The following is a 21,355-nucleotide window of genomic DNA, read 5'->3' as shown; positions in this document are numbered from 1 at the left end:
TAATCGCAGCGGCTCGACGCAAGTCGTTCAGCTACTCAACGCAAGTTCAAGAACAAGCATCCAGGGAGAGTCCCGGTGAGTGAAGTCGTCAAGCTCGAACGTCATGACAATATTGCCGTCGTCACGGTTAACAGTCCGCCGGTGAATGCGCTCAGCGCCGCGGTGCGCGGTGGCATCTTCGATTGCGTCAAGGCTGCGATCGATGACGCGCAGGTCCAGGGCATCGTGCTGACCTGCGGCGGCCGTACCTTCATCGCCGGCGCCGACATCACCGAATTCGGCAAGCCGCCGAAGCCGCCCGGCCTCGCCGAAGTGCTGAGCCTGATGGAAAGCTCGCCGAAGCCGATCGTTGCCGCGATCCACGGCACCGCGCTCGGCGGCGGCCTCGAGGTCGCGCTGGCCTGCCACTATCGCGTCGCCACCAAGGACGCCAAGCTCGGCCTGCCCGAGGTGAAGCTCGGCCTGCTGCCGGGCGCCGGCGGCACCCAGCGCCTGCCGCGCGCGGTCGGCCCGGAGCTTGCGGTCAAGATGATCGTCGGCGGCGATCCGATCAGCGCCGATGCGGCGCTCAAGGCCGGCCTGATCGAGGAGATCGTGGAAGGTCCGGCCTCGGGTGGTGAGGCATTTGCGCGCAAGGTGGTCGCCGAGAAGCGTCCGCTGCGCAAGCTGCGCGATGACGACTCCAAGCTTGCCGCGGCCAAGGCCGACCGCTCGATCTTCACCAATGCGGTCGCTGCGTTGACCAAGAAGTCGCGCGGCCTCGAGGCGCCGTTCGCCGCTGCCGACGCCGTGGGCGCCGCGATCGACCTGCCGTTCGAGGAAGGTCTGAAGAAGGAGCGCGAGGGCTTCCTCAAGCTGATGAACGGCGAGCAGTCCAAGGCGCAGCGCTACGCGTTCTTCGCCGAGCGCGAAGCCGCCAAGATCTCCGGTGTCCCCGAAGGCACCAAGGGCCGCAACGTGGCGCGCGTCGCCATCCTCGGCGCCGGCACCATGGGTGGCGGCATCGCGATGTCGTTCGCCAATGCCGGCATCCCGGTCACCCTGATCGAGACCGGCGAGGAGCAGCTCAAGCGCGGCATGGGCATCATGCAGAAGAACTACGAGGCGACCGCCGCGCGTGGCGGCATCCCGGCGGATGCGCCCGCCAAGCGCATGGCGCTGATCAACGGTGTCGTCGGCATCGAGAACGTCGGCGACGCCGACCTCGTGATCGAGGCCGTGTTCGAGACCATGGCGGTCAAGAAGGAAGTGTTCGGCAAGCTCGATCAGTACGCCAAGCCGGGCGCGGTGCTGGCCTCCAACACCTCCTATCTCAACATCGACGAGATCGCGCAGTCGACCAAGCGGCCGCAGGACGTGCTCGGCATGCACTTCTTCTCGCCGGCCAACGTCATGAAGCTGTGCGAGATCGTCCGCGCCGACAAGACCGCGCCGGACGCGCTGGTGACCGCGGTGTCGATCGCCCGCAAGATCGCCAAGGTGCCGGCCGTGGTCGGCGTCTGCGACGGCTTCGTCGGCAACCGCATGCTGGCGCAGCGCGGCAAGCAGTCCGAGAAGCTGTTGTTCGAAGGCGCGCTGCCGCAGCAGGTCGACGCCGTCGTCACCAAGTTCGGCATGCCGATGGGCCCGTTCGCGATGGGCGATCTCGCCGGCCTCGATATCGGCTGGCGCTCGCGCAAGGATCGCGGCATCAAGTCGGAGATTGCCGACGCGCTGTGCGAGGCCGGCCGGTTCGGCCAGAAGACCGGCAAGGGCTACTACAAGTACGAGCCGGGCTCGCGCGCGGCGCTGCCCGATCCGGAGGTCGAGAAGCTGATCGACGAGACGCTGGCGCGCCTCGGCCGCAAGAAGCGCGTCGTCACCGACGACGAGATCCTCGAACGGATGATGTACCCGATGATCAACGAGGGCGCGAAGATCCTCGCCGAAGGCATCGCGGCGCGTCCGTCCGACATCGACGTGGTCTGGCTCTATGGCTATGGCTGGCCGATCTATCGCGGCGGCCCGATGTTTTGGGCCGACAGCGTCGGCCTCAAGCACATCGCCGATCGCCTGGCGTTCTATGCCAAGGAGACCAACGATCCCTCGCTCGAGCCGGCGCCGCTGCTCAGGAAGCTTGCGGACGAAGGCAAGACCTTCGCCTCGCTCGCCGCCGCGTCGAAGGCGGCGTGATCCGCTTTCTGGCCAAGGACTCGCTGGTAGGGTTCCCTCCCCCCTTGCGGGGGAGGGTTAGGGAGAGGGGTAGCCGCGTCGGGACTGCCCGTGTGGTACCCCTTCCCCCAACCCCTCCCCGCAAGGGGGAGGGGAGCCCGCGCAGCGGGGTCACCTCACAGATGCAAGACCTTTCATGACCTATCCCGGCGAACAATATTATCCTTCTGGCGTGAAGTGGAGCGACGAGATCACGCGCGGCACGCTGCCCGACCTGCTCTCCAACGCTGCCGCCGAGTTCGGTGTGCGCCCGGTGCTCGAATTCCGCGACCGGCAGATCAGCTATAGCGAACTTGAGTCCCTGGTCGAGACCGCCGCCGCCGCCTTCTTGCGGGCCGGCTACGGCAAGGGCACCTCGGTCGCGCTGTTCCTCGGCAATTCGCCCGATCATCCGATCAATTTCTTCGGCGCGCTGAAGGCCGGCGCCCGAATCGTGCATCTGTCGCCGCTCGACGGCGAGATCGCGCTGTCGCACAAGCTCTCCGATTCCGGTGCGCGCGTGCTGGTTACCAGCAATCTCTCGGCGCTGTTGCCGACCGCGCTGAAGTTTCTCGACAAAGGCCTGCTCGATCGTCTGATCGTCTGCGAGGACGACAATTGGGGCAAGGTCGGCACACAGCAGACCGCGCTGCCCGACAATCCCAAGATCATCACGCACCGCCAGTTCATCGAGGGCGTGACCAAGCCGTCGCAATGGCCCGCGGTCGATGTCGAGGACGTCGCGCTGCTGCAATATACCGGCGGCACCACCGGCCTGCCGAAGGGCGCCATGCTCAGCCACGGCAATCTCACCGCGGCGGTGTCGATCTACGACGTCTGGGGCAGGCCCGGGCGGCTCGAACGCAATGCGATTGAGCGCGTGATCTGCGTGCTGCCGCTGTTTCACATCTATGCGCTGACCGTCGTGCTGCTGTCAGTGATCCGGCGCGGCCATCTGATCTCGCTGCATCAGCGCTTCGACGTCGAGGCCGTGATGCGGGACATCGAGGTCAAGCGCGCGACGGTGTTTCCCGGCGTGCCGACGATGTGGATCGCGATCGCCTCGCTGCCTGATCTCGACAAGCGCGATCTCTCCTCGCTGGTGGTCGCGGGCTCCGGCGGCGCGCCGCTGCCGGTCGAGGTCGCCAAGATATTCGAGCGCCGCGTCGGCATGAAGCTGAAGAGCGGCTGGGGCATGACCGAGACCTGCTCGCCCGGCACCGGCCATCCCAAGGAAGGACCGGAGAAGCCGGGCTCGATCGGGCTGATGCTGCCCGGCATCGAGATGGACGTGGTGTCGCTGGAGGATTCCACGAAGGTGATGCCGGTCGGCGAGGTCGGCGAAATCCGCATCCGCGGCCCGAACGTCACCAAGGGCTACTGGAACAGGCCAGCGGAGACCGCGGAGGCTTTCGTCGGCGACCGCTTCCTCACCGGCGACATCGGCTACATGGACGCCGACGGCTATTTCTATCTGGTCGACCGCAAGAAGGACATGATCATCTCCGGCGGCTTCAACGTCTATCCGCAGATGATCGAGCAGGCGATCTACACCCATCCTGCCGTGCAGGAGGTGATCGTGATCGGCATTCCCGACGATTACCGCGGCGAAGCGGCCAAAGCCTTCATCAAGCTGCGCGACGGCGAGAAAGCGTTCACGATCGACGAGTTGCGCGCCTTCCTCACCGGCAAGTTGGGCAAGCACGAATTGCCGGCGGCGGTCGAATTCGTCGCCGAACTGCCGCGCACCCCGGTTGGAAAACTGTCGCGTCACGAATTGCGCCAGCAACAGCCCAAGACATCGCAAGCCAAATCAGTCGTTCAATAAGGAGGATCCGATGGATCTCGCTTTCACCAAGGAAGAGATAGCGTTTCGCGAGGAGGTACGGGAGTTCTTCAAGAACAACGTGCCGCCGGAGACAAGGCGCAAGCTGCAGGAAGGCCGTCATCTGTCGAAGGACGAGATGGTCACCTGGTGGCGCATCCTCAACAAGAAGGGCTGGGGCGTCACCCACTGGCCGAAGGAATTTGGCGGCACCGGCTGGACCACCGTGCAGCACTACATCTTCAACGAGGAACTGCAGTCCTATCCCGCGCCGCAGCCGCTCGCCTTCGGCGTCAGCATGGTCGGCCCTGTCATCTACACCTTCGGCAATGAGAAGCAGAAGAAGGAATATTTGCCGCGCATCGCCAATGTCGACGACTGGTGGTGCCAGGGCTTCTCGGAGCCGGGCTCGGGTTCGGACCTCGCTTCACTGAAGACCACGGCCGAGCGCCGTGGCGACAAGTGGATCATCAACGGCCAGAAGACCTGGACCACGCTCGCCCAGCACGCCGACATGATCTTCTGTCTCTGCCGCACCGACAAGAACGCGAAGAAGCAGATGGGCATCTCCTTCATCGTGTTCAGCATGAAGTCGAAGGGCGTCACCGTGCGTCCGATCCAGACCATCGACGGCGGCCACGAGGTCAACGAGGTGTTCTTCGACGACGTCGAGGTTCCCTACGAGAACCTGATCGGCGAGGAGAACAAGGGCTGGGATTACGCCAAATTCCTGCTCGGCAATGAGCGCACCGGCATCGCCCGGGTCGGCGTCTCGAAGGAGCGGCTGCGTCGCATCCGCGCGCTGGCCTCCAAGGTCGAGTCCGGCGGCCGTCCTGTGATCGAGGATCCGGCGTTCCGCGAGAAGCTCACCGCCTGCGAGATCGAGCTGAAGGCGCTCGAGCTGACCCAGCTCCGCGTCGTCGCCGACGAGGGCAAGCACGGCAAGGGCAAGCCCAATCCGGCATCCTCGGTGCTCAAGATCAAGGGCTCCGAAATCCAGCAGACCACCACCGAGTTGCTGATGGAGATCATCGGCCCGTTCGCCGCGCCCTATGACGAGCACGGCGATGCCGGTTCGAACGAGAGCATGGATTGGACCGCGCAGATCGCGCCGAGCTACTTCAACAACCGCAAGGTTTCGATCTACGGCGGCTCCAACGAGATCCAGCGCAACATCATCAGCAAGGCGGTGCTGGGGCTTTGATTTCTCTTCTCCCTCGCCCCGCTCTTGCGGGGAGAGGGTTGGGGTGAGGGGCCTCTCTCCGTGCAGGGAATGCCGAGAGACCTGTACCCCCTCACCCGGATCGCATCTGACGATGCGATCCGACCTCTCCCCGCAAGCGGGGCGAGGTGAAGAGACCCCGGCTTGAACAACGATCAGTTAGTTAAGGGAACGAACATGGATTTTGATCTGTCCGAGGAGCAGCGGCTTCTCAAGGAAAGCGTCGACGGGTTGCTGGCGGATGCCTACGACTTCGATGCGCGCAAGAAGTACATGAAGGAGAAGGGCGGCTGGAGCAAAGCGCTCTGGGGCAAGCTCGCCGAGCAGGGCCTGCTGGGTCTGCCCTTCGCCGAGACCGACGGCGGCTTCGGCGCCGGTGCGGTCGAGACCATGATCGTGATGGAAGCGCTCGGCAAGGCGCTGGTGGTCGAGCCCTATCTCGCGACCGTCGTCGTCGCCGGCGGCTTCCTGCGCCATGGCGGCTCGGCCGAGCAGAAGGCCAAGTACATCCCGGGCATCATCGACGGCAGCAAGACCTTCGGCTTTGCCCAGCTCGAGAAGAACTCGCGCTACGACCTGTTCGACGTCGTGACCACGGCGAAGAAGAAGGGCGACGGCTGGGTGATCGACGGCGAGAAGTTCGTCGTGCTCAACGGCGAGAACGCCGACACGCTGATCGTCACTGCGCGCACCAAGGGCGGCCAGCGCGACAAGGCCGGCATCGGCGTGTTCCTGGTCCCGGCGGATGCCAAGGGCATCACCAAAAAAGGCTATCCGACCCAGGACGGCCTGCACGCGGCCGACATCACCTTCACCAATGTCGAAGTCGGTGCGGATGCTGCGATCGGCGATCCCGAGAACGGCCTGCCGCTGATCGAGCGTGTCGCCGATGAGGCCCGCATTGCGCTGTGCGCGGAGGCGGTCGGCGCGATGGACCAGTCGCTGAAGGACACCGTCGAGTACATCAAGACCCGCAAGCAGTTCGGCGTCGCGATCGGCTCGTTCCAGAGCCTGCAGCACCGCGCCGCCGACATGTTCGTGGCGCTGGAGCAGGCCCGCAGCATGTCGATGTTCGCGACCATGGCGTCGGACTTCAGCGATGCCAAGGAGCGTTCGTCGGCGGTCGCGGCCGCCAAGGTGCAGGTCGGCAAGTCGCTGAAGTTCGTCGGCCAGCAGTCGATCCAGCTGCACGGCGGCATCGGCATGACCATGGAAGCCAAGATCGGCCACTACTTCAAGCGGCTGACCATGATCGAGAACACGCTCGGCGACACCGACTACCACCTCCGTCGCGTCAGTGAGGGCGGCGGGCTGTTGGCCTGATCGCACAAACGTCATTCCGGGGCGCCGCAACGCGGCGAACCCGGAATCCATTCCACGACAAATCATGCGGCCCAATGGATTCCGGGTTCTCGCTTCGCGAGCCCCGGAATGACGGCCGATCCGGGAGGCAACAACAATGAAGAACACCCCGTTCGATCTCACCGGTCAGGTCGCGGTCGTCACCGGCTCGAGCCGCGGCATCGGCCGCGCCTCGGCGGAGCTGCTCGCAAAACTCGGTGCCAAGGTCGTGATCTCCTCGCGCAAGGCGGATGCCTGCGAGGTCGTCGCCGACGGCATCAAGAAGGCCGGCGGTGATGCCCTCGTGATCCCCTGCAACATCGCGCGCCGCGCGGAGGTCGAGGCGCTGGTCTCCGGCACCATCAAGCATTACGGCAAGATCGACATCCTGGTCTGCAACGCCGCGGTGAATCCGTATTACGGCCCGCTGCTCGACATCACCGATGAGGCCTTCGACAAGATCATGGGCTCCAACGTCAAGAGCAACATCTGGCTCTCCGCGCTGGCGATCCCGCAGATGGCCGAACGCGGCAAGGGCTCGGTCATCATCATCTCGTCGATCGGCGGCTTGCGCGGCTCGACCGTGATCGGCGCCTACGGCATCTCCAAGGCGGCCGACTTCGCGCTGTGCCGCAGCCTCGCCGGCGAATGGGGCCCGAAGGGCGTGCGCGTCAATTGCGTCGCGCCGGGCCTGGTGAAGACCGATTTCGCCCGCGCGCTGTGGGAGGATCCGGACAATCTGAAGCGTCGCACCGCGTCGACGCCGCTCCGCCGCATTGGCGAGCCCGACGAGATCGCGGGCGCGGTGGCCTATCTCGCCTCCGACGCCTCGACCTTCATGACCGGCCAGACCATCGTGGTCGACGGCGGTGTTACGACGGCGGCGACGTAACGCATGATGATTGAATCGCTTTAGCCGCACGCTCGCTTCACCTCTCCCCATTGGGGAGAGGTCGATTTGCGAAGCAAATCGGGTGAGGGGCCGCAACTCTCACGAGGGACCGTAAGCCCTCACCCGGCGCTACGCGCCGACCTCTCCCGAGGGAGAGGTGAGCCTCCGCTTCCGATCCAAGTTTAGACCTGCTCCAGCGCGCGCTGGAAATCCTCGATCAGATCGTCGGGATGCTCGAGCCCGGCCGAGAAGCGAATAAAACCCTCGCTAATGCCGAGTTCGGCGCGCGCTTCCGGCGCCAGGCGCTGATGCGTCGTGGTGGCGGGATGCGTGACCAGGCTCTTGGCGTCGCCGAGATTGTTGGAGATGCGCGAGATCTTCAGCGCGTTGAGACAGCGGAACGCGCCGGCCTTGCCGTCCTTGACCTCGAAGCCGACCAGCGTCGAGCCGGCGCCCATCTGCTTCTTCACCGTCGCGGCCTGCGGATGATCCGCGCGGCCGGGATAGACCAGCCGGGTGACCTTCGGATGGCTCGCCAGCGCCTCGGCGATCTTCGCCGCGTTCTCGGTCTGCGCGCGGACGCGGACGCCGAGCGTCTCCAGTCCCTTCAGCAGCACCCAGGCGTTGAACGGCGATAGCGACGGGCCGGTCTGGCGCATGAAATTGTGGATGTGCTCGGCGATGAAGGCTTCCGACGACAGGATGATGCCGCCGAGGCAGCGGCCCTGGCCGTCGATATGCTTGGTCGCGGAATAGACCACGACGTCGGCGCCGAGCGACAGCGGGCTCTGCCAGATCGGCGTCGCGAACACGTTGTCGACGATCAGCCGGGCGCCGCCGCTGTGGGCGATCTTGGCGATCGCGCCGATATCGAGCACGTCGAGCGTCGGGTTGGTCGGGCTCTCCAGGAAGAAGGTCTTGGTGTTCGGCCGCAACGCGCGCTGCCATTGGTCGAGGTCAAGCCCGTCGACCAGCGTCGTCTCGATGCCGTAGCGCGGCAGCAGGTCCTGCACCACGTAGAGGCAGGAGCCGAACAGCGCCTTCGATGCCACCACGTGGTCGCCGGCCTTCAGGGGCGCGAGGATCGCGGTGGTCACCGCGGCCATGCCGGTCGCGGTCGAGCGCGCGGCTTCCGCGCCCTCGAGCTCGATCATGCGGCGCTCGAACATCGCAATCGTCGGGTTGGAATAGCGCGAATAGATGAAGCCGGGATCCTGGCCCTTGAAGCGCGCCTCGCATTGCTCAGCGGTGTCGTAGACGTAACCCTGGGTGAGAAACAGCCCTTCCGACGTCTCCCCGAATTGCGAGCGCAGCGTGCCGCCATGGACCAGGCGGGTTTCGGGACGGAAGCGGGCGGTACCTTCAGATTCAGACATGTGACCTCCGAGGTGGCCATTTCCTGGCGAAAATGGCCACAAAAAAACCGGCCTGGAGCAACCTCCACAGACCGGGATCACACTGTCCCCGGCCTGTTTAGCGACTTATTTAACGTGGCTGCAAGCCGGCCGGCTCAAATCACCACGGGATAAGTGCAGCTGATATTCCCTCGCGCCCTTTCCGTCAAGACGGTCATCGGATAACCCGTAAAAGCCCATATATGGGGGCTTGGTGGCCCGTCAGAGGTTGATTTTGGGCCATCTCGAGGGATCGCCGAGGGACCGCGCCGTGTCGTTCACGCTGGAAGATGAATCCAACGGAATCCTGCCCGACCGCATGATCGCGGAGATGGCGGAGGCTGGCCTCATTCTGCCCGCCTACGACTTTGTCGAGAGCCAGATCCAGCCGGCAAGCCTTGATCTCCGCCTCGGCGACATCGCCTACCGGGTCCGCGCCAGCTTCCTGCCGGGGCCCGATGCCACCGTCGCCGAGCGGATCGACCAGCTCAAGCTGCACGAGATCGATCTCTCCGACGGCGCCGTGCTGGAGACCAATTGCGTCTACATCGTGCCGCTGCTGGAGAGCCTGGCGCTGCCGCCGGAGATCGTGGCCGCGGCCAACCCGAAGAGCTCGACCGGACGGCTCGACGTCTTCACCCGCGTGATCGCCGACGGCACGCGCCGCTTCGACATGATCGGTGCCGGTTATCACGGCCCGCTCTATGCCGAGATCTCACCGAAGACGTTTCCGGTGCTGCTGCGGGAGGGCTCGCGGCTCAGCCAGGTCCGCTTCCGGATCGGCGAGGCGACCTTGACCGCCGACGAGCTGGACGAGCTGCATGCCGCCGAGCGGCTGGTCGATGCCGACAATGCCGATCTCACCCATGGTGTCGCGCTCTCGGTCGATCTCTCCGGCGAAAACTCGGGCGGCTTCGTTGGCTATCGCGCCAAGCGCCACACCGGCGTGGTCGATGTCGATCGCCGCGGCGGCTATGCCGTCGAGGAGTTCTGGGAGCCGATCAAGGCGCGCCCTGACGGCAGCCTGATCCTCGATCCCGGCGAATTCTACATCCTTGCGTCCAAGGAAGCCGTGCAGGTGCCGCCGGACTACGCCGCGGAGATGGTGCCGTTCGATCCCTTGGTCGGCGAATTCCGCGTCCACTATGCCGGCTTCTTCGATCCCGGCTTCGGCTATGCCGGCGCCGGCGGCAAGGGCGCGCGCGCCGTGCTCGAAGTGCGCTCGCGCGAGGTGCCGTTCATTCTCGAGCACGGCCAGATCGTCGGCCGCCTCGTCTATGAACGCATGCTGGAGCGTCCCGATGCGCTCTACGGCCAGCGCATCGGCTCGAACTATCAGGCGCAGGGCCTGAAGCTCTCCAAGCATTTTCGCGTGTAGCGATATTCCGCAGGGCAAACGCCGAGAGATCGCTCTGGGGCCAGCCAAGGCAGCGGCCTGTCCGGCTTACGCCTTGGCGCGATCAGCGAGTTGAGAAAGCCTTGCGCGAAGCCGCGGAGCCGCAAAATCGATGAAGCTGCGCATCTTCAGCGGAAGCATATTTTGACTTGCGTAGATGATGCTCACCGGCACCGGCGCAGGCTCAAAGGAGCTGAGCACGACCTGTAACTTGCCGCCAGCGACCGCTTGCGCGGCCTGATAGCACAGCACTCGGGTCACGCCCGTGCCCGCAATCGCCGCATCGATCGCGGCTTCTGCGGTATTGACGGACAGGCGCGAGCGGACTGGCAGCGCTTCGCTCTTCTTGCCTCCATAGGACCACGACGTCCCTGAATTCAGCGCCTCGAAGGTAATGACAGAAAGTTTTTGAAGGTCGCGCGGCACTTTCGGAATTCCGTTCGCCGCAAAGTAGTTTGGACTTCCGCAAGTGATCTGGCGCACCATCCCCACTTGCGTTGCAACCATGGAGCTGTCGCGCAGTCGGCCGATCCGCACGGCCAGATCGATGTCGTCGTCGAGCAGATGAGCGTTCCGGTCGGACAGGACGATCCGGATGTCGATATCAGGATGTTTCGCCAGAAACTCGCTGATGACAGGGATCACATGGAGCCTGCCAAACACGATGGGCGCGGATATGACCAACTCCCCCTTCGGAGCGACGTATTCGCCGGCAACCTTTCGCTCGGCGTCCCCGATCTCCTCGAGGATGCGCTTGCAAGCAGACAGGTAGTCCTGCCCCGCGTCGGTCAGCGCGATCCGTCGCGTCGACCTGTTCAGCAGCCGAGTGCCAAGATGCGATTCCAGCTCTGCCAGCTTTCGACTGACGGTGGGAAGAGGCAGACCCAACGCACGCGCCGCCGCGGTGAAGCCTCCGTTGTCCACCACGGCCACGAGGACCGTCATCGCCTCCAAACGATCCAATTGATTATCTCACTCACCAAGACAATGCCTCTCGAAATTACAGCATTATCATTCCTACTGGAAGGACCTATGTCCGTGGTCAGCCGACCCAACCGGCCTGTTACCGTTCAACCAACGATGGAGATCATCATGGCCCGCCTTCCCATTCCCGCGCTGGACGATGCGCCAGCAGCCTCCAAGCCGATCCTCGCTGCCGTCAACGCGCAGCTCGGCGTCGTACCCAACCTGTTTCGGGTGGTCTCCAGCAGCCCGGTGGCGCTCACGGCCTTAGCCGGCCTCAGCGGAACTCTTGCGAAGAGTCTGGATGTCAAGACTCGCGAGCGCATCGCGCTCGCCGTGGCCCAGGTGAACGGCTGCGACTATTGTCTGTCGGCTCACACTTACCTCGGACTGAATCTGGCCAAGATCAGCGCTGAAGAGATCGCCCTCAACCGGAAGGGAACTTCCGGCGATCCGAAGGCGGATGCCGCCGTCCGCTTCGCGGCGAAGGTCGCCGAAACGCGCGGCCACGTCGGCGACGAAGATATCGCTGCGGTTCGCAAGGCCGGGTACAGCGATGCTCAAGTGCTCGAAATTGTCGCCCTCGTTGTGGAGAACGTCTTCACTAATTTCGTCAACGAGGTCGCCAAGACCGATATCGATTTCCCTGTCGTGCAAGCGAACGATCTCAAGGCCGCCTGACCGGTGTCTCCCGAGCCGACGACTTCGCCGTCGGCTCGGGTCCTCTCCAGCTTACGAAACAGAGCTCGCCACAACAGGAGATTGGCAATGGAAGCCGAACGTCCGCCCGTGCCGCCCTTTACGACCACTGAAGGCGCTGCGCTGAAGGTCCGACTTGCCGAGGACGGGTGGAATAGCCGCGATCCTGCCCGGGTATCGCTGGCGTATACGCCAGATAGCCGCTGGCGAAACCGTTCCGAGTTCGTCGAGGGTCGCGATCAAATTCAGGCGTTCCTGACTCGAAAGTGGGCCCGCGAACTCGACTATCGCCTGATAAAAGAGTTGTGGGCCTACACGGGTGACCGGATTGCGGTGCGGTTCGCTTATGAATGGCACGATGACAGTGGAAACTGGTTCAGGTCGTATGGCAACGAGAATTGGGAGTTCGAGCCGAATGGCCTGATGTGCCGCCGTCATGCGTGCATCAACGACCTACCGATCAAGCCCGAGGATCGTCTATTCCATTGGCCTCTTGGCCGGCGCCCCGACGATCACCCGTCATTGAGCGATCTCGGGTTGTGAAGGGGTCTGTTCGGCCCCCATTTTCGGCTTCGTGCTCAATGGCGAGGTGAAAGATTCAGCCGCGAGACGAAGCATGAATCGAGATCGCGGGCTCCGGATCATTTCATCGCCCGATCGAGTGGGGCGATGACGCCGGGTGTGTGGTTGCGTCGCCTCGCTGGCGGTGACACATTCCGGCAAACAACAGATCGGGAGTGAACATGAGCGCCGCAACGGAGTCCGCACAAGAAGCGCAGTGGCGGAAGTGGCGCAGCGTCGCCGATCTCTATCACGCCTTCTTCACCGGGCTGATCCTCACCGTGGTGACGCGGCGCGGCACCGCCGATGCCGCCGAGTTCGTCTTCCGCGTGTTTCGCCGCCAGCAGCAGGAGCGCTTCCTGCCCGGTCTGAAGAAGCTCGGCCTCGACGGCCTGCCGCCGGCGGTCGCGGCCGCGCAGTATCATTATCTCTCCAACTGGATCGGCGGCGTGCATGTCCAATACGTGTACGAGAACGACCGCAAGGCCTGGATCCGCTATCCGCCGCCGCGCTGGATCTGGAAGGGCACCGCGATCTGCGGTGTGCCGGGCGAGGTCTCGCGCGCGATGCTGCGCGGCTGGCACGCCAACAACGGTGTCGCGCTCGGCGATCTCAGGCTCGGCTTCGTCTGCACCAAGCAGAGCGTCGACGGCCAGGACGGCCTCGAGGGCTATTACTGCGAATATGACCATCCGCTTGAGCTCGACCAGCGCCTGGTGTTCGCGCGCCATCTCGAGGCGCCGCCGTTTGATCCGAACACTGCGCCGGCGCTGCCGGTCGACAGCTGGCCAAAGCCGCGGCTGGAGAAGGCCTATCGCAACTACGCGATGGAATATGTGAAGACGGCCGCGCCCGTCATCGTGCAGGTGTTCGGCCCGGAGGATGCGAGCTATCTGCTGCATCTCACCGGCAAGCTGATCGGCATGCAGTATTTCGACGAGGTCGCGCAGGCGCTCGGCGGCAGCCGTGGCCGTGCCACGGAATTTGCCGCATTCCTGCGCACGCTGTTCGAGTCGCAGGATGATGTTGCCGAGATCACCGAATCCGAAGGCCAGTTCGAGATCCGCCAGCAGGGCTGGAAGCTGATGGCCGATGTGGCCGATTATCACCCGGCCTGCGCCAGCGTGCTGACCGGGCTGTTCGAGGGGCTGGCGGCCGGCTGTGGACGGCACATTCCGCTGCATTTGAAGCCGAACAGCACCGCCGGCGCGCCGTTCGTGTGGTCGATCGGCTAGATCAGAGGTTCATCAAGGTTCACCTGCAATCGCGCAGGCCCCCCTTGCGTCCCGCGCACGTGGATTTCGCCGCCACCATGGTAGGGAAACACCATGGCGCGGCTCCCAGACTGCGCGCGTGGGAGTGGAAATGTCCGACCTCGGCCTCGCCGAAATACCTGTCGACGACCAGGAGCGGCCGCTGCCGCCGCCGGTGACCAAGCCCGCGCGCAACGCGCTGCTCGACGGCCCGATCCTGCGCACGCTGTTGTGGCTGGCCTGGCCGAATGTGATCGCGCTCTCCGCGGGCACCTGCGTGGTGATCGCGGAGACCTCCTATATCGGCCGGCTCGGCGTCGAGTCGCTGGCGGCGATGGCATTGGTGTTTCCCTGCGTGATCCTGACCATGACGATGTCGGGCGGCGCGATGGGCGGCGGCGTCGCATCCGCGATCGCGCGCGCACTCGGCGCCGGCGAGATCGAGCGCGCGTCGACGCTGGCGATGCATGCGCTGCTGATCGGCCTCACCTTCGGCGTCACCTTCATGCTGGGCATGCTGATCTTCGGCCCGCATCTGCTCGAACTGCTCGGCGGCCGCGGCAATGTGCTGGCGCAGGCGATCGCCTATACGCAGATCTTCTTCGGCGGCGCGATCCTGCCCTGGCTGATGAACACGATGGCCGGCATCCTGCGCGGCACCGGCAACATGAAGCTGCCGTCGACCATGATCCTGTCCTCGGCGGTGTGGCAGATCATGCTCGGCGGCACGCTCGGGCTCGGCCTCGGCCCGGTGCCGCAATTCGGCATGCGCGGCGTCGCCGCGGGCTCGCTGATCGCCTATTCGATCAGCATCAGCGTGATGGGCTGGTACCTGTTCTCGGGCCGCGCCCGGGTCAAGCCGAAGCTCAGGGGGTTGCGCGTGCAATGGGCGATGTTCATCGACATCCTCAGGGTCGGTGCGGTCTCCTGCTTCTCGCCGCTGCAATCGGTGCTGACGATCTCGATCTTCACCCACATGCTGGCGCAATTCGGCACCGCGGTGCTCGCCGGCTACGGCATCGGCGCGCGGCTCGAATTCATGCTGACCTCGGTCGCGTTTGCCGTCGGCATCGCCTCGGTGCCGATGATCGGCATGGCGGTCGGCGCCGAGCGCATCGCGCGCGCCCGGCGCATCGCCTGGACCGCGGGCACGGTGTCGTTCCTGTCGGTCGGCGTGGTCGGCAGCTTCATCGCTGTGTTCCCCGATCTCTGGGTCAACCTATTCACCAGCGATCCGCATGTGCGGGCGACCAGCCATCAATATCTGTCGACCGCGGCGCCCATGTACGCCTTCATCGGCCTTGCGATGTCGATGTATTTCTCCTCGCAGGGCGCCGCCAAGGTGCTGGGCCCGGTGCTGGCGCAGACCGCGCGGCTGATCTTCATCGGCACCGGCGGCTGGTGGCTGTCGACGCATGAGGCGAGTGCGCAGAACTTCTTCGCACTCGCCGCCGCCTCGATGGGCGTGCTCGGCGTGCTCTCCTGCCTCAGCGTGATCCTGACGCGCTGGGGCAAGTCCGCGCAGGTTGCCGAGGCGCAGCCGGCGTTGTCGTAGCGCTCTGCGCTGTTATCCCCGGCTCTCACACCGTCGGCGTCGTCCTGGCGAAAGCCAGGACCCATTACCCCGACCGCTTGTTGTCGAGCGACGCTGGGGCCACTATCGCACTCTCAATCGAATTCGGTGGCTATGGGTCCTGGCTTTCGCCAGGACGACGATGTAGGGAGAGCCGCTCGCTACAATTCTCACACCGTTACGGTGATAAGATCTTCTGGCCGCCAGCGCCGCTACGCCGCGTTCTTTTCTTTGGCCGATTTCGCCAGCGCCGCCTGCATCGCCGCCGCGCCAAGGTCCATCTGCGCCGACATATAGGGCGCGATCTCGTGCGGCAGCACGTCGGCGATCCACACCACAAGGCAGTGCGCGTCGTCCTCGGCAAGCACCTGCACCGAGGCGGAATGCTGCTTCAGCCGTTCGCTCGTGATCGCATAGACCAGCCGCTGCCGCTCGTCGTCGCAATCGACCAGCGTCTCGCGCGCCACGGTGCCGTTGCTGAAGCTCACGGTGCGAACGTCACCGTCGAGCCGGGTGTCGGTGACGAAGCCCGGCACCAGCCGGGTATGCAGCGCGCCGAAATCGCGCAGCGCGTCCCAGACGTGGTCCGCCGGCGCGTCGATTGGAATGTCCTTTTGAATCGAAGCCATGGGGATTGGGTCCTTTTATGAGCTGATCTCAGGTCGACACCGCCTCGACATTGTTGCCGTCGGGGTCGAGCAGGAAGGCTGCATAGTAGGTCGGGCTGTAGTCCTTGCGGTGGCCTGCCGCGCCGTTGTCCTTGCCGCCGGCCTTCAGGCCCGCGCTGTGGAATGTCTTGATCGCCTCGTGGCTCGGTGCGCGGAACGCGATATGGGCGCCGCCCTGTGCCTTGCCCTTGTGCAGATGCAGCCAGAGCGCGGGCTCGCCCTTCGGGCCGAAGCCGGCGCCGCTGTCGTCGCGCGAGCACAGCACGAAGCCGAGCGGCGCCAGCGCCGCGGTGTAGAAGCGCACGCTGGCGTCGAGGTCGGCGACGCGCAATCCGATATGGTCGTACATGGTGAGATCTCCAGTCGTTGGGCGCGTCGGTGACGCGCGGACCGGAGCAAACCTAGCTATTGCAGCGCCAGGCGTTCTTGGAAAATCTTGCGGTCGCCGCGGGAGGCCTGGCGAAACTTCAGCGGCGAGGCGCCGGCGGCGCGGTGGAAGCTGCGCACGAAATTGGAGAGATCGCCGAAGCCGACGTCATAGGCGATGTCGGTGACCGGGCTGTCGTCGTCGACCAGCCGTCGCGCCGCATGGCGCAGCCGCGAGCGCACCAGATATTGATGCGGCGTGACGCCGAGCACCGCGGAGAACAACCGCAGGAAATGAAAGCTGCTCAAGCCGGCCTGCTCGGCGGCATCGTCGAGATCGATCCGGTGATGCGAGTTGGCGTCGATCCACAGCGCCGCCTCGACGGCGCGGCGGCGATCGCGCAGGCCGGCGGTGAGCGGCTTTGCCTTGCGGTCGGACACCAGCTCGACAAGGCGGCTGGCGAGGAGGTGACCGACCTCGTCGAGGCCGACATCGCTGTTGCCAGCTGCCGCCGTTTGGGCGAGCTCACCGATCACCATCAATTCCGGCAGCGGCGGCACCGAGCCGACCTGCCAGACGTCCGCGCGGTCACCGATCGTCTCGACCAGCTCCGGGTCGAGGAAGAACGACAGGCATTCGTCGCCGACCACATGGTCGTGCGTGCAGGTGTATTCGTCGCCGGGATGGCCGACCAGGATCGCGCCTGCCACCAGTTCATGGAAGCGGCCGCGGCAATGGCAGCCGAAGCTGCCGCTGCGCACATAGGACACCGAGTGGCAGGCGAATTGCTCGACGAACGGCTTGTCGCCGGGCTCCGCCGTGCAGCGAAACTCGTTCACCGTGATGCGGTCGCGCTGCAGCAGCGTGGTTCGGTTCATTCCCGAGATTTAGGCTTGCGGCCGGGGCCGCGCAACGGGCAGCAGCACGTCGAACAGGGTCTTGCTGGTGGTCGGCTGGGCGCCTTCGATCGAGAGCAGCCGCCGCTTCGAGACGCTGCCGCCGTTCGCCGAAATCCGGTCCGGATAGTGGCCGGCCTCGAGCACGCGGTGGCAGGGCACGATGATCATGAAGGGATTGCGGCCGAGCGCCTGCGCCACCGCATAGACCGCGCCGGTCGCGCGCAGGGCGCTGGCGACCTCGTCATAGGTCCGGGTTTCGCCGCGGGGAATGTCGCGGACGGCATGGTAGACGCGCTGGTCGAAGGCCGCGATGTCGGTCATGTCGAGCGCCACGCCCGTGAGGTCACCATCGCCGCCGCGCAAGGTCGCGACGATGCCCTCGATGGCAAGCTCGATCTCCTCGGGCGGCCGCATCTCGCGTGCATCGGGATAGAGCTGGAACAGCCGCTTGCGGGTTTCGATCTCGCGGAGCTCCGGAAGCTGGATACCCGCCACGCCGGCGTCGCCCCATGCGATGCCGCATCGGCCGACTGCCGTGTCGAAAATGGTGTACCCACGCCCCGCCATGACGCCACCAACCCCCACGAGAGCATAACATCGTCGCGGTCCGGCGCATCCGGAATCTTAAGGTTTGGTTAAGCATGTTGCGGCCGCCGCTGTGTGACCTCGGCAACGTCCGGTCACGCATCACCCGGTCACGCATCTTAAAGGCTTTGCCCGCTATCTGGTCGCCGGCATGCTGCTCCAGAAGACAATCGGCGGAACGATGACCAGCACGAGCGCCGAAGCCGCGCCCGGCCGAGCAGGCATGGTCGGGCGCGCGAGCGGGCGCTTGCATCCGTTGTTTGCATTGCTGCTCCTGGCGCTGGCGATCCGCGTTGCGGCCGCGGTCTGGCCCAACGTGATCTATCCCGACGAAGTGTTTCAGTATCTCGAGCCGGCGTGGCGGATGCTCGGCCACGACGGCGTTTTGACGTGGGAATGGCGCGAGGGCATTCGCGGCTGGTTCCTGCCGACATTGCTGGCCGGGCCGGTTGCGCTGGGTGATGCGATCGCGCCTGGCGGCGCAGGCGCCTTCCTGCTGCCGCGTCTGATCGCCGCATCCGCGTCGCTGGCGATCGTGGCCAGCGCCTGGTGCCTCGGTGCGCGGGTCTCGCGAACCCATGCCGTCGTCGCAGCGTTTGCCGCCGCGACCTGGTTCGAATTGATCATGCTCGCGCCACACACATTGGGCGAGCCGTTGGCGACGGCGCTGATCGTGCCGGCGGCGCTGCTGATCACCGATCATCCGTCACAGCGGCGGCTTGCGATCGGCGGTGCCTTGCTCGCATTCGCCTTCGTCTGCCGCTTCCAATATGCGCCGGCGATCGCCGTGCTGGCTTTCGGGGCGTGCTGGCCACGCTGGCGAAACCTCGTTCCGATGGTCGCCGGCGGGCTCGTTGCGCTGCTGCTTGCCGCCGCGATCGACCTTGCGCATGGCGCCGTGCCGTTCGCCTGGCTGATCGCGAACATCAAGGAGAACCTCGTCCACGATCGCGCCATCGAATTCGGCGTGTCGCCGCCCTCGGCCTATCTGATCGACTTCCTGACCGTTTGGTCGGTGGCGATCCTGCTCCCGCTCGCCGCGATCTGGCGCGGCTCGCGCCACGCACCGTTGCTGCTGGCAGTCGCGCTGGTCAACCTCGTCTTCCACAGCCTGATCGCGCACAAGGAATACCGCTTCGTGTTCCTGTCGCTGGTGCTGTTCACCATCGTCGCGGCGCTGGGATCGGCCGATTGGGTGCAATGGCTGCGCACGAAAGCCACGTGGCGCCGCTTGGCATTGCCGATCGTCCTCGGCGGCTGGGCGCTGCTGTCCGTCGCGCTGGCCGGTGCCAACGAAGGGATGCGCGAGTACTGGACGCGCGGCGTCGGCGCGGCGCGGCTCGCCGCCGAACTGCGCAGCGATCCGCAGATGTGCGGACTTGCGCTTTACAACGTTCGCTTCCAGCAGTTGCCGGGGCGGGAACGCTTGGTCGGCCCGGTGCCGCTCTATGCGCTGCAGCCCGCCGATCCCCTTGCCGAGATGATCCTGCCGCCGCTGCTGTTGCAGGCGACCCGGCCGGCCTTCAATCGCATCCTTGCGCGGCCCGAGGCGGCAAGCGACCTGCCGGTGGATTTTTCACGGCAAAGCTGCGCCCGCGTCGGCTTCAGCGATGCCTGCATCTATGCCCGCGGGGGGAGCTGCGACGCATCGGTCGCTGCGCCCTTTGTCATCAATGACGTGCTCGTGAGGATGGGCCAGTAGCAGGCGGCGCCGCGGCGATCGGCGTCAATGCGCGCTTGATCCGCCACCTCGGCCCGGGCTATGGTCCGGCTAGTCGCCCCCATGGGGTCGACCTCAAGCAATTGAGATCGCGGGCGTAGTTCAATGGTAGAACGGCAGCTTCCCAAGCTGCATACGAGGGTTCGATTCCCTTCGCCCGCTCCAGCCCTCAGGCGAAATTGCACGAGACGGTTTTGTCGGCGAGGCGATATATTTCGCGGCCATAGCGGGAGATTTTACGTGAGGTTGCCTGGAGCGCTGTTGCTCGCGCTGAGCGCGCTTTGCATGACGAAGCCGGCATCGGCACAAACCTATGATCCTCGCTATCCCGTCTGCATGCATGTGTACGGCGAGCTGATCGGCGAACGAATGGACTGCATCTTCACGTCGCTGGAGCAGTGCCAGGCGGCAGCCGTAGGGAATCCGGCAACTTGCCTGATCAATCCGTTTTACGCGCCAAGGCCAACGCGTCCGGGCAGGCCTGAACGCTGACCTTTCCATTCATGCACGCGGGCTTGCCGATCTCCGCGCCGCAATCGCGATCCGGATTCCTGACCCGGCAGTTCCGCAAGACGCGCCACGCACGACGGTCCCGGGATATTGCGGCGATCTGTTCACGCAACGTGCGCGCCTAACGCATTGTACCCGACCTGTTCTTCTCACAACGCGCAGTTATGTTTCCGTAGTTCTCCGTCTTTGAGAACGGAGTTCCGCCGGAACTCGGGAGCGGCCGGCAAGTGCCCGCGGTTGCGTCGTTCTTTGGCGGCGATCAGCGCCAGCCCATCGCCGGCGCGACGTGAGTCAGGATGCTCTCGATCACATGCGCGTTGTAGGCGACGCCGAGTTGATTGGGGACGGTCAGCAGCAACGTGTCGGCCTCTGCGATCGCCTCATCCGTCTTGAGCTGCTCGATCAGTTTGTCCGGCTCGGCGGCGTAGCCGCGGCCGAAGATCGCGCGCGTCCGCTCGTCGATGAAGCCGATCTGGTCTTCCTCCTGCCCGTTGCCGAAATAGGCGCGGTCGCGATCGTCGACCAGCGCGAAGATGCTGCGGCTCACCGAGACCCGCGGCTCGCTTGTGTGGCCGGCCTCTTTCCAGGCAGCACGGTACGCCCGGATCTGTGCAGCCTGCTGGATGTGGAAGGCCTCTCCGGTCTCGTCGCTCTTCAGCGTCGAGCTCTGCAGGTTCATGCGGAGCTTCGCGGCCCAGACCGCGGTCGCGTTCGAGCCGGCGCCCCACCAGATGCGTTCGCGCAGGCCTTGCGAGAGCGGTTCGAGCCGCAGCAGGCCGGGCGGATTGGGAAACATCGGCCGCGGATTCGGCTGCGCAAAGCCTTCACCGCGCAACAGGTCGAGGAAGATCTCGGCATGGCGCCGGCCCATGTCGGCGTCGGTCTGGCCCTCGCCCGGCTGGTAGCCGAAATAGCGCCAGCCATCGATCACCTGTTCGGGCGAGCCGCGGCTAATGCCGAGCTGCAGGCGCCCGCCCGCGATCAGGTCGGCCGCGCCGGCGTCCTCGATCATGTACATCGGATTTTCGTAGCGCATATCGATCACGGCGGTGCCGATCTCGATCCGGCTGGTCTTGGCGCCGACCGCCGCCAGCAGCGGGAAGGGCGAGGCGAGCTGCCGGGCGAAGTGATGGACGCGAAAATACGCGCCGTCAGCGCCGAGCTGTTCGGCGGCCACCGCAAGGTCGATGGATTGCAGGAGCACGTCCGCGGCCGAGCGGGCCTGGGATTGCGGCGAGGGCGTCCAGTGCCCGAACGAAAGGAATCCGATTTTCTTCATGTCGGCAATGTAGGCATG

Annotated in this window: 19 protein-coding genes, 1 tRNA gene and 1 riboswitch; of the genes, 13 read left to right on the top strand and 7 right to left on the bottom strand. The window is 65.2% G+C overall.

The annotated features are described in order from the left end of the window. Nucleotides 1–75: 75 nt before the first annotated feature. The 5 genes from ACTUWL_RS12675 to ACTUWL_RS12655 all read left to right on the top strand — a co-directional run bounded on the left by ACTUWL_RS12675 (nucleotide 76) and on the right by ACTUWL_RS12655 (nucleotide 7,470). Entirely contained in the window at nucleotides 76–2,172 is a 2,097-nt protein-coding gene (locus ACTUWL_RS12675) for a 3-hydroxyacyl-CoA dehydrogenase NAD-binding domain-containing protein (RefSeq protein WP_021076972.1), read from the top strand. 175 nt (nucleotides 2,173–2,347) lie between these two features. Beyond that, a complete protein-coding gene (gene pimA, locus ACTUWL_RS12670) occupies nucleotides 2,348–4,018 on the top strand; it encodes a dicarboxylate--CoA ligase PimA (RefSeq protein WP_021076971.1) in 1,671 nt (556 codons plus the stop codon). 10 nt (nucleotides 4,019–4,028) lie between these two features. Then, complete coding sequence (gene pimC / locus ACTUWL_RS12665; protein WP_021076970.1) at nucleotides 4,029–5,219, top strand: pimeloyl-CoA dehydrogenase large subunit; 1,191 nt, start codon at nucleotides 4,029–4,031, stop codon at nucleotides 5,217–5,219. Between the two features lie 195 nt (nucleotides 5,220–5,414). Then, nucleotides 5,415–6,560 carry a pimeloyl-CoA dehydrogenase small subunit gene (pimD, locus tag ACTUWL_RS12660; RefSeq protein ID WP_021076969.1) on the top strand — a complete coding sequence of 382 codons (1,146 nt, stop codon included), beginning with the start codon at nucleotides 5,415–5,417 and terminating at the stop codon, nucleotides 6,558–6,560. Between the two features lie 136 nt (nucleotides 6,561–6,696). Next, complete coding sequence (locus tag ACTUWL_RS12655; RefSeq protein ID WP_021076968.1) at nucleotides 6,697–7,470, top strand: SDR family NAD(P)-dependent oxidoreductase; 774 nt, start codon at nucleotides 6,697–6,699, stop codon at nucleotides 7,468–7,470. A gap of 182 nt (nucleotides 7,471–7,652) precedes the next feature. Here ACTUWL_RS12655 and ACTUWL_RS12650 read toward each other — a convergent pair whose 3' ends face one another. After that, a complete protein-coding gene (locus tag ACTUWL_RS12650) occupies nucleotides 7,653–8,846 on the bottom strand; it encodes an O-succinylhomoserine sulfhydrylase (RefSeq protein WP_021076967.1) in 1,194 nt (397 codons plus the stop codon). A 76-nt stretch (nucleotides 8,847–8,922) separates the two neighbouring features. Then, a riboswitch (SAM riboswitch) is annotated at nucleotides 8,923–9,002 on the bottom strand. 181 nt (nucleotides 9,003–9,183) lie between these two features. On the opposite strand from ACTUWL_RS12650, the gene ACTUWL_RS12645 reads away from it, so the two are divergent. Beyond that, entirely contained in the window at nucleotides 9,184–10,242 is a 1,059-nt protein-coding gene (locus tag ACTUWL_RS12645) for a 2'-deoxycytidine 5'-triphosphate deaminase (RefSeq protein ID WP_448214153.1), read from the top strand. A 66-nt stretch (nucleotides 10,243–10,308) separates the two neighbouring features. Here ACTUWL_RS12645 and ACTUWL_RS12640 read toward each other — a convergent pair whose 3' ends face one another. After that, nucleotides 10,309–11,223, bottom strand: a complete 915-nt coding sequence (locus tag ACTUWL_RS12640) for a LysR family transcriptional regulator (protein ID WP_035650080.1) — start codon at nucleotides 11,221–11,223, stop codon at nucleotides 10,309–10,311. A 129-nt stretch (nucleotides 11,224–11,352) separates the two neighbouring features. Between ACTUWL_RS12640 and ACTUWL_RS12635 the strand changes: the two genes are divergently transcribed. From ACTUWL_RS12635 to ACTUWL_RS12620, 4 genes are all read left to right on the top strand, one after another. After that, nucleotides 11,353–11,904 (top strand): carboxymuconolactone decarboxylase family protein, encoded by a 552-nt coding sequence (locus ACTUWL_RS12635; RefSeq protein ID WP_021076964.1) that lies wholly within the window; start codon nucleotides 11,353–11,355, stop codon nucleotides 11,902–11,904. Nucleotides 11,905–11,991: 87 nt separating this feature from the next. Next, nucleotides 11,992–12,465 carry a nuclear transport factor 2 family protein gene (locus ACTUWL_RS12630; RefSeq protein ID WP_021076963.1) on the top strand — a complete coding sequence of 158 codons (474 nt, stop codon included), beginning with the start codon at nucleotides 11,992–11,994 and terminating at the stop codon, nucleotides 12,463–12,465. A gap of 200 nt (nucleotides 12,466–12,665) precedes the next feature. Continuing rightward, nucleotides 12,666–13,718, top strand: a complete 1,053-nt coding sequence (locus tag ACTUWL_RS12625) for a hypothetical protein (protein ID WP_021076962.1) — start codon at nucleotides 12,666–12,668, stop codon at nucleotides 13,716–13,718. 130 nt (nucleotides 13,719–13,848) lie between these two features. Further along, nucleotides 13,849–15,291, top strand: a complete 1,443-nt coding sequence (locus ACTUWL_RS12620) for an MATE family efflux transporter (protein WP_021076961.1) — start codon at nucleotides 13,849–13,851, stop codon at nucleotides 15,289–15,291. 230 nt (nucleotides 15,292–15,521) lie between these two features. On the opposite strand, the gene ACTUWL_RS12615 is transcribed toward ACTUWL_RS12620, so the two are convergent. From ACTUWL_RS12615 to ACTUWL_RS12600, 4 genes are read right to left on the bottom strand one after another with little or no spacing between them, the layout of a single operon-like run. Further along, nucleotides 15,522–15,938, bottom strand: coding sequence for an SRPBCC family protein (locus tag ACTUWL_RS12615; RefSeq protein WP_021076960.1), 417 nt, complete (start codon nucleotides 15,936–15,938; stop codon nucleotides 15,522–15,524). Nucleotides 15,939–15,966: 28 nt separating this feature from the next. Beyond that, nucleotides 15,967–16,326 carry a VOC family protein gene (locus tag ACTUWL_RS12610; protein WP_021076959.1) on the bottom strand — a complete coding sequence of 120 codons (360 nt, stop codon included), beginning with the start codon at nucleotides 16,324–16,326 and terminating at the stop codon, nucleotides 15,967–15,969. Between the two features lie 56 nt (nucleotides 16,327–16,382). Further along, nucleotides 16,383–17,222 carry a helix-turn-helix transcriptional regulator gene (locus ACTUWL_RS12605; protein ID WP_021076958.1) on the bottom strand — a complete coding sequence of 280 codons (840 nt, stop codon included), beginning with the start codon at nucleotides 17,220–17,222 and terminating at the stop codon, nucleotides 16,383–16,385. Between the two features lie 9 nt (nucleotides 17,223–17,231). Continuing rightward, nucleotides 17,232–17,810: a methylated-DNA--[protein]-cysteine S-methyltransferase gene (locus tag ACTUWL_RS12600; RefSeq protein WP_021076957.1), complete on the bottom strand. Its 579-nt coding sequence runs from the start codon at nucleotides 17,808–17,810 to the stop codon at nucleotides 17,232–17,234. 199 nt (nucleotides 17,811–18,009) lie between these two features. On the opposite strand from ACTUWL_RS12600, the gene ACTUWL_RS12595 reads away from it, so the two are divergent. The 3 genes from ACTUWL_RS12595 to ACTUWL_RS12585 all read left to right on the top strand — a co-directional run bounded on the left by ACTUWL_RS12595 (nucleotide 18,010) and on the right by ACTUWL_RS12585 (nucleotide 20,040). Then, nucleotides 18,010–19,530, top strand: coding sequence for a 4-amino-4-deoxy-L-arabinose transferase (locus ACTUWL_RS12595; protein ID WP_035650124.1), 1,521 nt, complete (start codon nucleotides 18,010–18,012; stop codon nucleotides 19,528–19,530). Between the two features lie 109 nt (nucleotides 19,531–19,639). After that, nucleotides 19,640–19,713: transfer RNA gene (locus ACTUWL_RS12590), tRNA-Gly, on the top strand. A 96-nt stretch (nucleotides 19,714–19,809) separates the two neighbouring features. Next, nucleotides 19,810–20,040 (top strand): DUF3551 domain-containing protein, encoded by a 231-nt coding sequence (locus ACTUWL_RS12585; RefSeq protein WP_106940440.1) that lies wholly within the window; start codon nucleotides 19,810–19,812, stop codon nucleotides 20,038–20,040. Between the two features lie 277 nt (nucleotides 20,041–20,317). Here the strand turns inward: ACTUWL_RS12585 and ACTUWL_RS12580 are convergent, their stop codons facing one another. After that, nucleotides 20,318–21,337 carry an LLM class flavin-dependent oxidoreductase gene (locus ACTUWL_RS12580; protein WP_035650123.1) on the bottom strand — a complete coding sequence of 340 codons (1,020 nt, stop codon included), beginning with the start codon at nucleotides 21,335–21,337 and terminating at the stop codon, nucleotides 20,318–20,320. Between the last annotated feature and the right edge of the window lie 18 nt (nucleotides 21,338–21,355).

It is taken from the genome of Bradyrhizobium sp. WCU1, assembly GCF_053474805.1.
Note: the sequence above shows the minus strand (reverse complement) of the source record. Positions and strands in the feature narration are given on the sequence as shown.